We start from the raw sequence: 13,469 nt of genomic DNA, 5'->3' as shown, positions 1-13,469 counted from the left end.
ACTAAAAGACTACTTTAAAAGGATGAAAAAAATGAAACAATATAAAGATTTGTGCCGTCATGTGTTAGAAAACGGAGAAAAAAAAGGAGACCGTACGGGAACGGGTACGATCAGCACGTTCGGCTACCAAATGCGGTTTAACCTTCAGGAAGGTTTCCCGATGCTTACGACGAAAAAGCTCCATTTTAAGTCCATCGCGCATGAGCTGCTTTGGTTTTTAAAAGGAGATACGAATGTCCGCTACCTTCAGGAAAACGGAGTCCGCATCTGGAACGAATGGGCGGATGAAAACGGAGAACTCGGACCGGTTTACGGTTCTCAATGGCGTTCATGGCGCGGAGCGGACGGCGAGACCATTGATCAAATCTCCCGGCTGATTCACGACATCAAGACAAACCCGAATTCTAGACGTTTAATCGTCAGCGCCTGGAATGTCGGCGAAATTGATCATATGGCGCTTCCGCCTTGCCACTGCCTGTTTCAGTTTTATGTCGCGGACGGAAAACTGTCGTGTCAGCTTTATCAGCGCTCAGCGGATGTCTTTCTCGGCGTGCCGTTTAATATTGCGTCTTATGCGCTTTTAACAATGATGATCGCGCATGTGACGGGGCTTGAACCGGGTGAGTTTGTTCATACATTCGGAGACGTCCACATTTACCAAAACCATGTGGAGCAGGTGAATTTGCAGCTTACAAGGGATGTCCGTCCGCTGCCGAAACTGCGGTTTGCGCGAAATGTTGATTCTATTTTTGATTTTACGTTTGAAGACTTTATCATTGAGGATTATGACCCGCATCCGCACATAAAAGGAGCTGTCAGCGTATGATTTCGTTTATTTTTGCGATGGATGAAAACCGGCTGATCGGAAAAGATAACGATCTGCCTTGGCACCTTCCCGATGATCTCGCATATTTCAAAAAAGTGACGACGGGTCACACCATTGTAATGGGGCGGAAAACGTTTGAATCAATCGGACGCCCGCTTCCGAACCGGCGTAACATCGTTGTAACCTCACGGGACGAATCTTTATTCCCGGGCTGTATTACTGCCGACTCGGCTGAGGAAGTGCTCAAGCTGATCCCGGCGGATGAAGAATGCTTTGTGATCGGCGGCGCCCAGCTGTACAGTGCGCTCTTTCCTTATGCGGACAGACTCTACATGACAAAAATTCACCATGTCTTTGAAGGAGACCGTTTTTTTCCGGAATTTAATGAAGCTGAATGGGAATTGACATCCCGCAAACAGGGAGTAAAAGATGACAAAAACCCTTATGATTATGAGTACCTTGTATACGAGAAAAAGAATTGATTTAAGCAGGGGGACAAGAATTGATTCGTTACGGCTGCCTTGTGATGTACGTTGTATTTATGTTCATGAAAAATATTCAGGAATATATCAATCAAAAAGAGCTTGACCCGCGGCTTTCTTTTCAAAAACAGATGAGGCTGGTGTATGAGAGGCCGAAAGCCTTTATGAGAGGCTGCATTGACGTGTCGGGATCGGCAATCGGCATTCATCATGATCAGCCGATACCGGACGGCCCCGTTTTGTATGTGCATCCCAGATTGCACCCGGCTGATCTTCTGCTGCTTGCGGGACATCTTGAAGAGCCGGCTGGTTTTATCGCTGGCGAGAAAGCTTTCCGGATGCCGTTTCTCGGGAAATGGCTGCGGCTGATGGGTATCATTTGTGACGGAGACAGCCGGGACGCCGTGTTTCAGGAGGCGGAAGTCCGTCTGCAAAAAGGGCAAAGTCTGATTCTGTCTGAAGACGGCAAAATCAATCCGGAGGAAATGGCACTTCGTTTCGATCTCCCGATTGTGCCCGTCAGCACTTCGGGAACAGACCGGCTGCTGCGGGGCAGATTACTGAAACGGCTGAAACCGGCTGACATTGAATTACATATAAAGCCCGCTTATTATCCGGCCGGTCAGAAACGGCTCCGTGCATAAAAAAAGCACAGTCTCTATAGAGAGGCTGTGCTTTTTTATTTCAGATAAAGGGAACTTTGACGCAATAAAACAAAATACAGAAAAACATCGAGGCGCTGCCGCCTAAAACAAAACTGTGCCAAATGGCGTGATGATACGGAACCTTTCTCCAAATATAAAATATTGTGCCGGCGGAATACAATAAGCCGCCGAAAAGAAGAAGGCCGAAACCGGGGCCTGACAGCGAAGCGTACAGCGGTTTAATGGCGACGATGATCAGCCAGCCCATCAATAAATAGACAAGCGTTGAAAAAATGATAAACCGCTTCACGAAAAAGATTTTAAACACGATGCCTCCGATGGCAAGCGACCAAACAATAATTAAAAGGGTCAGACCGAGCGCCCCTTTAAGGGGTCCTAATAAAAATGGCGTATATGTTCCGGCTATTAATACGTATATCGCGGAATGATCCACAATTTCAAGAATGTCTTTCGTTTTTTTATGCTGAATGCTGTGCAAAAGAGTCGAGCTGAGATACAGCAGCAGCATTGAAGCGCCAAAGATTGAAAAGCTGACGATGTCTGTCGGCGATCCGTATTTCACCGCGAAGATAATGAGAAAAATAAGCGCCGGAATCGACAGCAATACACCGATTCCGTGTGTGACGGCATTTGCGATTTCTTCTTTTATTGTGAACAATCAAATGTCCTCCTTTTTAAAGGATTTGTTTTTGCAGTGACTGCAAAAAGCTCAACCCTTCTAATGTAATTTTTGTTCCTGCGCGTCCTCGGCCTTTTGTCACATAGTGCATCTTTTCTAAGTAATCAAGCCTGTTTCTGACCTGCTGGGGCGATAATGTCATTGTGCTGTTTTCGCTTAATTCGGATATGCTCCGTCTGCTGGCGGGTTCGCCTTTTGTATTTAAGTCTTTAATTGATTCCAAAATAAACAAAAACTCTTCTTTCTCCATCAATGTCAGCCGTTTTTCTTTTTTCTTAGCTGTTTTCGCTTTCTGGCTGTTTTTGATATACAGCGGGACATCATCGGGATAAATCGTGCTGCCGGATGCTGCCGCGGCCATATAGTACGCCGCATTTTGAAGTTCTCTGATGTTGCCGTTAAAGGTGTGCCGCTCAAACAGCGGATAAACGGACGGATCGATATGAACATGCTGCCCGGTGGCTGTCAGCATATGCTGCAAAAGAAGCGGTATATCGCTTTTTCGTTCAGATAAAGCAGGGAGCGGAAGGCATAACACGTGAAGCCTGTAAAATAAATCTTGGCTGAACGTATTTTCTGCGCCGGTATCGCCAAGATCCGCCGTGCTGCTTGCAATGATGCGGGCGGAAATTCCGGCGTCCAGCTCGGAAAGAAGGCGGGTCTGTACCGAGAGCGGCATGTCTCCGATTTCATATAAGAATAATGTTCCGCGGCGGGCCCTGTTTAATGCACCTTCAGCGCTGAACAGTTCATATTCGAGCCGCTCTTCGTTTTGGCTGCAGTGAACGGTAATAAATAGTTCGCTGTTTCTGCGGGATTTATGATGGATCGCTCTGGCCATTTGTTTTTTTCCGGTTCCGACTTCACCTGTTATGAAGACCGGCAAATCAGATAAGGCAAATTGCGAGGCCAATCGTTTCGCTTCTAAAAAGGTTTGATGTTCGCCGGCCAGCTGATAAAAAGGATCAGTTTGTTCAATTACACTCATGAATTGGCTCCTTTTGGTTCTAATTGGTTTAAGTATAACACGTTTGTGCAATCGAAAATATCTTTTTCTCTTGTATCGGTTCATTTATTTTTATTTACAAAATTAAAATAATTATCTTATTGTTTGAATATTCATGTTATAATGGCATATTAAATAGGGATTTAAATAAGAAAGGACTCTGTAAATGAAACCGTTGCTTAAAGAAGACTCTCTCATCCAGGTAAAAGACATTTTAAAAGCGCACCAAAATGTAAAGGACGTTGTGATACATACGCCTTTGCAGAGGAATGACAGACTTTCTGAGAGGTATGGCTGCAATATCTATTTGAAAAGGGAAGACCTGCAGGTGGTCAGATCATTTAAGCTCAGAGGGGCTTATAATAAAATGAGGCAGCTCTCAAAAGAGCAGACTGAAAACGGAATTGTATGCGCAAGTGCGGGAAACCATGCGCAGGGGGTTGCGTTTTCATGCAAACACCTCGGCATTCACGGCAAGATTTTTATGCCGTCAACCACACCGAGACAGAAAGTATCCCAAGTGGAACTGTTCGGAAAAGAATTTGTTGAAATCATATTGACGGGTGACACTTTCGATGATGCGTATAAGAGTTCTGCGGAATGCTGTGAAAAAGAAAACCGCACGTTTATTCATCCGTTTGACGATCCCGATGTCATGGCCGGACAGGGAACGGCTGCCATCGAAATTTTAAATGACATTGACGTTGAACCGCATTTTCTTTTTGCAAGCGTAGGGGGAGGAGGACTCCTGTCCGGGCTCGGCACGTACATGAAAAACATCTCGCCGGATACAAAAATCATAGCGGTAGAGCCGAAGGGCGCAGCCTCCTATTTTGAATCGAAAAAAGCCGGACAAGTGGTTGAACTTGAGAAAATCGATAAATTTGTCGATGGGGCGGCCGTAAAAAAAATCGGCGTGGAAACCTTTCAAACGCTCGAAACCGTCGTCGATGACGTTGTGCTTGTCCCGGAAGGAAAAGTGTGCAGCACGATTCTCGAATTATATAATCAATGCGCCATCGTAGCGGAGCCGGCGGGTGCATTGTCCGTGTCAGCACTTGATCTGTACAAGGAAGAGATTAAAGGGAAAAACGTCATCTGCGTGGTCAGCGGAGGGAATAACGACATCGGCAGAATGCAGGAGATGAAGGAACGCTCCATGATTTACGAGGGGCTGCAGCATTATTTTATCGTTAATTTCCCGCAAAGGGCGGGAGCGCTTCGCGAATACCTTGATGAAGTGCTCGGGCCTGATGATGACATCACCCGGTTTGAATACACGAAAAAAAATAACAAAAGCAGCGGCCCCGCATTGGTCGGCATTGAGCTCAAGCATCGGGAAGATTACGGCGCGCTCATTGCCCGGATGAATCAAAAAGGATTTCATTACGTAGAGGTGAATAAAGATCAGGATCTGTTTCACCTGTTAATTTGACTTTTTTTAGAACGGCCGCGCAAAATGACAGACACGCTTTCTCAGATTGTATATAATAAAAAGAAAACAATCGAAAAAGAAGGATTGATATCTTGTTACTCAAAAGCCTAGAGTTCAAACGACAGGACGGGATTCAGGTAAAAGTGACAGAAATACCGGTTGTCACGGAAGGTGAACATTATTTTTTTCAAATTCATCAGCACCTTGAGCTTTATTTGAGAGAGGTTTTTGCTTCACAAAGTGTGAGAACAGTGTATTCATTCCGACAATATGTCAAGCGCCGTATGAAGTGGAAAGATTACGAGGCCGTTTTCAACCAAGAGATTTTAAAACATAACGCATAACGGTGCATATTCCTTAGCGCCTTCCTTTTGATAGGGGAGGGTGCGGGAATTTTTTTATGATGAATGCTGTAAGCGTTTTATCCATGGGGGGGAATGGAAATGAAAAAAATGAAAATCTTCGCTGCCGTCTTTTGTTTGCTGCTCTTGTGCGCCTGCGGGGGGAAAACGATAAAAGACCCGCTGAACTATCAGATTGAACCGTTTTCATATCAGAACCAAGACGGAAAAACAGTGTCACTGAAAAGCCTGAAGGGGCATGTCTGGATTGCCGACTTTATGTTTACAAATTGTAATACAGTCTGCCCGCCGATGACAGCCCATATGACCGAACTGCAAAAAAAACTGAAGGCTGAGAACCTGGACGTGCGGATTGTGTCGTTCAGTGTAGATCCTGAAAATGATAAGCCGAAACAGCTGAAAGCATTTGCTTCCAAATATCCGCTTTCGCTTCGCAACTGGGATTTTCTGACCGGTTACAGCCAAAAGGACATTGAAGATTTTGCGCTGAACAGCTTTAAAGCAATCGTCAAAAAGCCGGAGGGAGAGGACCAGGTGATACATAAAACTTCTTTTTATTTAGTCGGACCTGACGGCAAGGTGCTTAAAGATTATGACGGTGTGCAGAAGGTTCCGTATGATGATATCCTCTCAGATGTCAAAGCGGCTGAGGAGCTCAAGTAAACTGGCAGATTAGACATTTTCAAAACTGAAAAAACATGTTACACTTTCCACTAGTAGACGGGGAAGGAGCAACCAGATTGAAGCTGCGAATGTTTTCATTGATCGCCGGACTGGCTTTGCTTTTATCAGCATGTTCTGTCCAGCGCACCGGTTCTGACGCTGCAGAACCGAAAACGAAAGATCATATTGTCATAGCTGCGGTCGGTGATTCATTGACTGAAGGAGTAGGAGATCCTGACGGTTCAGGATACGTCGGCAGGGCAGCGGAATCTCTTAAGAAAAAGGGACATGTGAAAACGGTAGATATTAAAAATTATGCGGTGCAGGGCGACAAAACGTCGGACCTGCTGGAAAAGCTTGATAATAAAAAAGTTCAGAAATCATTAAAGAGCGCCGACTATATCTTTTTTACCATCGGCGGCAATGACTTAATGAAGGTGCTCCGCCAGAATATGATGCAGCTGACGGTTCAGCCGTTCCAAAAGGAAGAGAAACCTTTTGAAAAACGGTTCAAAGCGATCGTTTCAAAAATCCGCAAATATAATGAAAACGCAGAGCTGGTGTATGTCAGCATGTATAATCCATTCACGTTTACGCTGCCTGAATTAAAAGAAATTAATGGGGTTGTAACGGATTGGAACAAGATCGCCGCAAAAGAGCTGGAAAAAGATCCTCACGCCGCCGCGGTGAATGTTGAAGACTTGTTCAGTCAAAAAAGCGGCAGCAGACGGATTTCAAAGGATGATGATTTTCATCCGAACGCAAAAGGATATGCACTCATCGCCGATCGATTATACGGCATCATTGAAAAACAAGGGTTACCAGCAGAATAGGGTGAAATGATGAAAAAGTGGAAATCGCTGTTTTTTGTTCTTCTCGCACTCAATGTGATTGCCGCCGCGGTAATTGTGACATTATTGGTTATGCCGGGAGAGCAGGCGAAAATACAAGATCAGACAAAAAGTGAGTACGGCTTTCATATCACAAGCTCCAAAGAATCTCTTGCCAGGTTTGTGAATGCGTACTTAAAAGAGAAGGCATCGAATCAGCTTGACTACAAAGTGGACATCAATAACGATGTGCACGTGGCAGGTAAAATCAAAGCATTCTCAACCTCCATTAATGCGGTCGTCACATTTGAACCGTCCGTACAGGAGAACGGAGATGTGGTTTTGAAAGTGACGAAGTTTTCATTAGGCGAATTAAGCCTGCCGATCAGCTTTGTGCTGAATTATATGGACAGCTTTTATGAACTCCCGTCATTTGTGCACGTTCATTCCGGGGATAAAAGCATCGAGATCCGTCTGTCAGAAATGCCTTTAGACAACGGCATGTATGTAAAAGCGGATAAAATCAATCTCGACACGGATGAAATTGAATTTTCCTATTATCATCCGAAACAATAAGTCTTCATAAAAAAACACAGATCCTTTCAGGGATTTGTGTTTTTTCGCGTCAGCGTTTTTTGTCTAGCTTGCTGAACAGTTTGATTAACGTTGCAAGCTCTTCATCAGAGTAGCAGTCAAACCGTTTAAAAAAGTATTCTGTTTTTTTCTGGTTGAAATGATCGACAATTTTCTCCCCGGCTTCCGTAATATGGATTCTGATAATTCGCCTGTCCTCTTTAGAACGGATGCGGGTGATCCATTCCTTTTCTACTAAAGCGTCGGTCACTGCGGTAATGTGGCTTGCGGAGACCTCAAGAATAGGGGCGAATTCCGTTACTTTTTTAGGCCCTTGTTCACTGAGAATCCGCAAAATGGTGAATTCGTTCCTGGACAGCTCTTTATCTAGAATTTCATTAACTTCATTTCTGATTTGTTTAAACACTTTTCGAAGCAAAGCTTCCATATCATACATCATTTGTGTCCTTACTTTCAAATCATGAACCTCCAATATGTAGTCAGCGTGGCATTCGTTTAGCTTCCCCTGAAAGCAGAATTATTTTTATTCTGTTTATACATGCTATAATATAATAATACCACGTATGAACAAAGGAGGGCACCCGTATGTCAGAAAAAAAAGAAATCGCCACATTTGCAGGCGGCTGTTTTTGGTGCATGGTGAAGCCGTTTGACGAACAGGCCGGAATTGAAAAGGTGGTGTCCGGCTATACAGGAGGTCATACTGAGAATCCGACTTACGAAGAAGTGTGCAGTGAAACGACCGGACACAGAGAAGCCGTTCAAATCACATTTCAACCTGACATTTATCCGTATGAAAAGCTTGTCGAGCTGTTTTGGCAGCAGATCGACCCGACTGATGCAGGCGGCCAGTTTGCAGACCGCGGAAGTTCATATCGGGCGGCGATATATTACCATAATGATGAACAAAAACAAATCGCTGAAGCCTCAAAAAAACAGCTTGAAGAAAGCGGCATATTTAAAAAGCCGATCGTGACAGACATTTTAAAGGCTGAGCCTTTTTATGAAGCGGAAGGCTATCATCAGCACTTTTATAAGAAAAATCCTGATCACTACGGGCGCTACCGTGTAGGTTCCGGACGTCAAGGCTTTCTGGATGAGCATTGGAGGGACAGATAAGATGGCTTTTAATAAAGAAGAAAAAATCAAATCATTAAACCGTATGCAATATGAAGTCACACAAAATAACGGAACGGAGCCGCCGTTTCAAAATGAATTCTGGGATCACAAAGAAGAGGGGCTGTATGTTGATATCGTATCGGGAAAGCCCTTGTTTACTTCTCTGGATAAATTCGATTCTCATTGCGGCTGGCCCAGTTTTACAAAACCGATTGAGGAAGAAGAGGTTGACGAAAAACTGGACACAAGCCACGGGATGATCCGGACGGAAGTGAGAAGCAAAACAGCGGATTCCCACTTAGGCCACGTATTTAATGACGGCCCGGGGCCAAGCGGTCTCCGTTATTGCATTAACTCTGCGGCACTCCGGTTTATTCCGAAAGACAAGCTGAAGGAAGAGGGCTATGAAGCCTGCCTGCATTTATTTGAAAAATAGAGCTCAGCAATGAGGCCTGCCTATCAGACAGGCCTTTTTTCTATGTTTTTTTTTCTTCATGTAATCGTTCAATAATCTTTACGATTGTGTCTTTTGTGATGAGCGGCGCTTGATCGGATTGATATCTGGGGAGATTGACCTTCCGAAATTCCGGATGTTTGGCGGGGTCGGGCAATATCGCGTAAAGATTGCCCCATTCATATAAAGATTCCGTCTCATGAGGAGAGGTCAGTTCTTCATGAAGCTTCTCACCGGGACGTTTTCCCACTTCAACAGCGGCGGGGCGCGGCAGCCCGTGCCGGGACGCATATTCCTCAAACCCGTGAAGCAGTTCTTCGAGCCTCAGGGACTCCATTTTAAAAATAAACGTTTCTCCGCCCTTTGTAATCGCCGCAGATTGCAGGGTGAGCGTTGCGGCATCATCAATCGACATAAAAAACCTCGTCATGTTTTTATCTGTAATGGTGAGCGGACCGCCTGCCATCAACTGCTCAAATAAAATAGGAATAACGGAACCGCGTGAACCTAGCACATTGCCGAAGCGGACCGAACAAAATACCGTACCGCGGTTTTGAACATGATGATTCGCCTGATGAAACAGCTTCTCGGACAACAGCTTCGTAGCTCCCATTGTGTTTACCGGGGAAACGGCTTTATCGGTTTTTTAAGATATTTACTGCATTTTGAGGGACTATCAGTGACGGTGAGGTCGAAAACGAAAAATTAAACCTCAGGATAGGGGTGATTTCAAACTGAGCCGGAATTGGCCCTTTTCTTTTTTGTGTCATAGTAACGATAACTTCTTTGAAGACCATTCTTAGTAGCGAGTTCTTTTTTTCTGTGCTTGATTCAATGTGATATTGATCAATTATCTTATTTATGTTGTTTCTGACTGTATTACTGTCTATTTCTGATTGCGCTTCTTGGGTTCCATTGAGCTCATGCTTGGCAATCTGGAGTTCTTTAAATTCTTCATCTAAAACAGCTTTTCTCTTCAAAAAAAGTTCATCAGTGTAAATGCCGCTCTCATATTTCTCGAAGATAAAATTCTCTTTGTTTTTTAACTCTTGTTCTTTTTGTGAGAGATGTTCAGACATTTGCTTTTTTGTTTTCACATTACTATTTACGTCTTCGTATTTAGAAATCATTGAAATGATATGTTTTGTTAAAATCTTATTATCTAAGTTGCTTAAAGAAGAGAGGTAATCCAGAATGGCATTTTCAACATCGTTATATCTCACATAAGTGCATTTATTCTTTTTGCAAGTGAGTGATTTAACGTGATATACACTTTCCGTGCCGTTTTTGTTTTCTCGCGTTCGCCTAGTTTCGTATTTAGATAATGGTTCACCGCACTTAGAACAAGTGCATACGCCTGCCAATTCACTTAATTCCAATGCGTTTTTATTAGGCAGCAGGGGGACTTTGTTTGCAATTTTCTCTTGTGATTGTTGAAATTGTTCTTGATCTATTATAGGGGCATGTGCATCCGATACTACAATTTGTTCCTTTTCAGGTCTAATTATTCGTTTACCGTCTTTTGTTTTTTCTCTAACCTTATATTTAACAGTTCCGATATACGCTTCGTTTTGCAGAATTGCTTTAATTGTGTATTGATTCCAGCGCTTTTTTCCTGATGGAGTCGGTATTTGTAATTTTGTTAAGTGAGAAGCAATCGCTGTATAACTATAATCTTTTCCATTCAACCCATTTAAAAAGAGGTTAAAGATGAATTGAACGACTTTTGCTTTTTCTTCGACTGGGACTAGTTTGGATGTTTTTTTGTTTAACCGGTATCCATAAGGCGCTAGTCCGGAAATCCATTTCCCTTGTGCCGCATATGTGTATTTAGCGCCTGTCATACGCTCTCTGGTCATTTCAAATTCTTCTCTGGCCATAAACAATTCAAAACGAATCTGACGCATGTCTGCAGGATTTCGAGGGTCATAAACTTTATATGGTGTAATGATAATCAATCGCTTGCTTTGAAGAAGGTTAACAATTTGTCCCGCATCACTGTAGCTCCCGCGGCTGAGTCTTGTTATTTCTTTAACAGCAATTGCCTGGTACTTGCCTTCCTCGAGGTCTTTAAGACATTCTTTAAAAACAGGGCGGCCCTCAATGCTTTCTCCTGACCCGATTTCCATTTTTAATTCATAGGCGATTTCAATCGACTTCAGTATTTTATTCATGAGTTCATTTTGTTCTGTTAGCGTATCTTCGCCTGTTCTTTTTTCTCGCTCCATATCCTGACGAGAGCGTCTGAGATAACCTAAAATATTTGTAATGTTGTAAGAATGAACGATGTTTTTTAACTCCAAAAAATCAGCACCTCCTCTTTATTGTATTTACTGTAAAAACAGAAGTATTCGTACAATATTCTGTCTGACATTGAATACGAAAACAACCTAATATATTGTAAGGATTGTATTGTTTGAATATTGATCTATTCTAATCGGATTCATTTTTTAATTAAACGCCGACTGTAATTAACAGGGTTTTTATTTTGTTCATTTCTTGAAATGTCAACGCAATTCATTAGTGGCAGATAAGAATGTGCGACAATTCTTCAAATCAGTTTCATCTGAATGTCCTGATATTAAATAGTGAAACGGGGGCCGCAGAGCTCGCTCATACGCTTTATGTTTTTTTGTTTAGCCTAAGAAAATATACAAATAAAAAAAGAAGCCCCAGAGGACTTCAAAATAATTAATTCTTCTCACATGCAAAGTTGTCATTATCCCGATCCATTTTAGATGTATAAGCAGGGTGAGTGCTTGGTACACCATGCGGATATTTCTTTCTCAGCTCTGTGCAGTTTGCAAAGTGTTCTGTTCCTCCAGCAGAAGGGGAGGCTTGTGCAGAGTTAGAAGAGCTGCTTGATGCTGAACTGCTTGAGTTCGATTTATGTGTCTCGGATTGGCGTGTTGTAACTGACTTTTGAGCCGGCTTAGATACACTTACTGATTTCTTCGGTTTCGTTTCGCAGCCATTAAATCCTTTATCAGTCGCATATCCATTCTTACTCCAAATCTTCAAGTCTTTATCTTTCGCAGCTTGCTCATCTTTCTTATACGTGTCTAAATACTTCGTGTTTGGCTCATATACATAAGCTACTCGTGCTAATCCTTCTTTAAGCAGTGTTTCTTGTACTGATTTGCCATCTGCATAAACGTAAGCCAGCATTCTCCCATACTTGTCTGTACGATCTCCTTTATCAAACTCCAGTTGAAGTTTTCCCTTGTTAACCAGCTGTTTGTTTCTTGCTGAAGCATCCTCACCATATGGTTGTACGCAAGAGTTTGGGCTCTTAGTTTTAGGCGTGTCAACAAGTAAATAACGAACAGTTTTGACGCCGCCTTTATAGTTAACTTTAATCGTATTCCCATCAACTGTTCTGTTAAGTGTTACATCGACCAGCTTTTTCTTTTTGTCAGACGCCTTTTTATCCGACGAATCCTTCTTTGAAGCATTTTCGGCTTTTTCATTGTTGTCATTTGATTGGGTGTCTGCCTTTGTCTCTTTTGCATCCTTTTCTTCTTGCTGCGTTGTTTTAGCTTTATCTGAATCTGTTTTATCTGTAGAAGCAGAATCAGATCCACACGCAGCCAAAGAAAAGCTTAGAGATAGTGCGCCAATACCTAACAGCCATTTCTTCAATGTAATTCCCCCAATTTGTTTGTTCTGTCTCTATATCGGACAAACCTTCCTTATTATAAATATAAAACCAAAGATTGTAAATTCTGTTTTGGCATTTTAGGACACTAAAATACAGTTGTGTGGTAAAATTTAGTGGCCTAAACACCTTAGAGGAGGGAAATTTAAATGGAAGAAGGAAAGTTAATTCGCATGACTCTTGATGGGATAAAGGAAGCTGTTTCTAAATACGGAACTTTTCCTATGCTCCAACATGGAGGGCATGTCATGGAAGATGCTGCTTTTCAATTCAGAGACCCAGCCAGTCCTCAAGAAATTAGTAGTTTAGAAAAGATGTTAGGGGTAACTTTGCCCAATGATTATAAAGAGTTCCTTTTTAATCACAATGGAATGGAAATGTTTAATGGTATTGAGCTTCTTAGTACAGAAGGGATAATTGAATTTAATGAAGTTCAAGACTTCCCTAAGGGATATGTCCTAATTGGGTACCATTATGATGGCAGGTATGTTATTGATGTAAATAAATCAAATAAAGGGTTGGGGTATATGTTGCATTTGGATTCAATTGATAATATTGAAGATGCGGTATATTTAGACTCTAACTTTGAGATATGGTTTGACATGTTGGTGTCATCAAACGGAACTAAATACTGGGAAGTGAAGCCGGAAATTCAAGAGTATTATAAATATGTTTCAGAATAAAAAGTTTAGATAA

15 protein-coding genes and 2 pseudogenes are annotated in these 13,469 nt (G+C 42.6%); 11 read left to right on the top strand and 6 right to left on the bottom strand.

Annotated elements, in window-relative coordinates; all coding sequences use genetic code 11:
• The first annotated feature begins 31 nt into the window (after nucleotides 1–31).
• The 3 genes from G4O42_RS10095 to G4O42_RS10085 are packed head-to-tail and all read left to right on the top strand — an operon-like array spanning nucleotide 32 to nucleotide 1,952.
• A complete protein-coding gene (locus G4O42_RS10095; protein WP_003153622.1) occupies nucleotides 32–826 on the top strand; it encodes a thymidylate synthase in 795 nt (264 codons plus the stop codon).
• Nucleotides 823–1,308 (top strand): dihydrofolate reductase, encoded by a 486-nt coding sequence (locus tag G4O42_RS10090; protein WP_032873320.1) that lies wholly within the window; start codon nucleotides 823–825, stop codon nucleotides 1,306–1,308. The genes G4O42_RS10095 and G4O42_RS10090 overlap by 4 nt, the downstream gene beginning before the upstream one ends.
• 20 nt (nucleotides 1,309–1,328) lie before the next feature.
• Nucleotides 1,329–1,952, top strand: a complete 624-nt coding sequence (locus G4O42_RS10085) for a lysophospholipid acyltransferase family protein (protein ID WP_032873322.1) — start codon at nucleotides 1,329–1,331, stop codon at nucleotides 1,950–1,952.
• A 40-nt stretch (nucleotides 1,953–1,992) separates the two neighbouring features.
• On the opposite strand, the gene trhA is transcribed toward G4O42_RS10085, so the two are convergent.
• Complete coding sequence (trhA, locus tag G4O42_RS10080; RefSeq protein WP_007612091.1) at nucleotides 1,993–2,631, bottom strand: PAQR family membrane homeostasis protein TrhA; 639 nt, start codon at nucleotides 2,629–2,631, stop codon at nucleotides 1,993–1,995.
• Nucleotides 2,632–2,647: 16 nt separating this feature from the next.
• Entirely contained in the window at nucleotides 2,648–3,640 is a 993-nt protein-coding gene (locus G4O42_RS10075; RefSeq protein WP_032873325.1) for a sigma-54-dependent transcriptional regulator, read from the bottom strand.
• A gap of 184 nt (nucleotides 3,641–3,824) precedes the next feature.
• Here G4O42_RS10075 and ilvA point away from each other — a divergent pair, with 184 nt between their 5' ends.
• From ilvA to G4O42_RS10050, 5 genes are all read left to right on the top strand, one after another.
• Entirely contained in the window at nucleotides 3,825–5,093 is a 1,269-nt protein-coding gene (ilvA, locus tag G4O42_RS10070; protein ID WP_032873327.1) for a threonine ammonia-lyase IlvA, read from the top strand.
• A 92-nt stretch (nucleotides 5,094–5,185) separates the two neighbouring features.
• A complete protein-coding gene (locus G4O42_RS10065; protein ID WP_007409532.1) occupies nucleotides 5,186–5,437 on the top strand; it encodes a DUF2535 family protein in 252 nt (83 codons plus the stop codon).
• A gap of 99 nt (nucleotides 5,438–5,536) precedes the next feature.
• Nucleotides 5,537–6,118 carry an SCO family protein gene (locus G4O42_RS10060; protein ID WP_032873330.1) on the top strand — a complete coding sequence of 194 codons (582 nt, stop codon included), beginning with the start codon at nucleotides 5,537–5,539 and terminating at the stop codon, nucleotides 6,116–6,118.
• Nucleotides 6,119–6,195: 77 nt separating this feature from the next.
• Nucleotides 6,196–6,951, top strand: coding sequence for an SGNH/GDSL hydrolase family protein (locus G4O42_RS10055; protein WP_032873332.1), 756 nt, complete (start codon nucleotides 6,196–6,198; stop codon nucleotides 6,949–6,951).
• Between the two features lie 9 nt (nucleotides 6,952–6,960).
• Entirely contained in the window at nucleotides 6,961–7,524 is a 564-nt protein-coding gene (locus G4O42_RS10050) for a YpmS family protein (RefSeq protein WP_029326139.1), read from the top strand.
• Nucleotides 7,525–7,573: 49 nt separating this feature from the next.
• Here G4O42_RS10050 and G4O42_RS10045 read toward each other — a convergent pair whose 3' ends face one another.
• Nucleotides 7,574–7,999, bottom strand: a complete 426-nt coding sequence (locus tag G4O42_RS10045; RefSeq protein ID WP_003153639.1) for a MarR family transcriptional regulator — start codon at nucleotides 7,997–7,999, stop codon at nucleotides 7,574–7,576.
• A gap of 128 nt (nucleotides 8,000–8,127) precedes the next feature.
• Here G4O42_RS10045 and msrA point away from each other — a divergent pair, with 128 nt between their 5' ends.
• Both msrA and msrB read left to right on the top strand, forming a co-directional pair.
• A complete protein-coding gene (msrA, locus tag G4O42_RS10040) occupies nucleotides 8,128–8,661 on the top strand; it encodes a peptide-methionine (S)-S-oxide reductase MsrA (RefSeq protein ID WP_032873334.1) in 534 nt (177 codons plus the stop codon).
• A 1-nt stretch (nucleotide 8,662) separates the two neighbouring features.
• Nucleotides 8,663–9,097 carry a peptide-methionine (R)-S-oxide reductase MsrB gene (msrB, locus tag G4O42_RS10035; protein ID WP_007409536.1) on the top strand — a complete coding sequence of 145 codons (435 nt, stop codon included), beginning with the start codon at nucleotides 8,663–8,665 and terminating at the stop codon, nucleotides 9,095–9,097.
• A 40-nt stretch (nucleotides 9,098–9,137) separates the two neighbouring features.
• Here msrB and G4O42_RS10030 read toward each other — a convergent pair.
• From G4O42_RS10030 to G4O42_RS10020, 3 genes and pseudogenes are all read right to left on the bottom strand, one after another.
• Nucleotides 9,138–9,758, bottom strand: a pseudogene (locus G4O42_RS10030) (polysaccharide biosynthesis protein); the annotation flags it as partial.
• Nucleotides 9,734–11,418 (bottom strand): annotated as a pseudogene (locus G4O42_RS10025) (recombinase family protein). The pseudogenes G4O42_RS10025 and G4O42_RS10030, both read right to left, overlap by 25 nt.
• Before the next feature lie 388 nt (nucleotides 11,419–11,806).
• Nucleotides 11,807–12,757, bottom strand: coding sequence for a thermonuclease family protein (locus G4O42_RS10020; protein WP_032873340.1), 951 nt, complete (start codon nucleotides 12,755–12,757; stop codon nucleotides 11,807–11,809).
• Nucleotides 12,758–13,021: 264 nt separating this feature from the next.
• Between G4O42_RS10020 and G4O42_RS10015 the strand changes: the two genes are divergently transcribed.
• The gene (locus tag G4O42_RS10015) at nucleotides 13,022–13,456 is read left to right on the top strand and encodes an SMI1/KNR4 family protein (protein WP_087920799.1); all 435 of its coding nucleotides are present in this window, start codon (nucleotides 13,022–13,024) and stop codon (nucleotides 13,454–13,456) included.
• Nucleotides 13,457–13,469 lie beyond the last annotated feature (13 nt).

The sequence above is a fragment of the Bacillus sp. LUNF1 genome, from assembly GCF_011008975.1.
GTDB lineage: Bacteria > Bacillota > Bacilli > Bacillales > Bacillaceae > Bacillus > Bacillus velezensis.
This window is presented reverse-complemented; position numbering and strand designations above follow the sequence as displayed.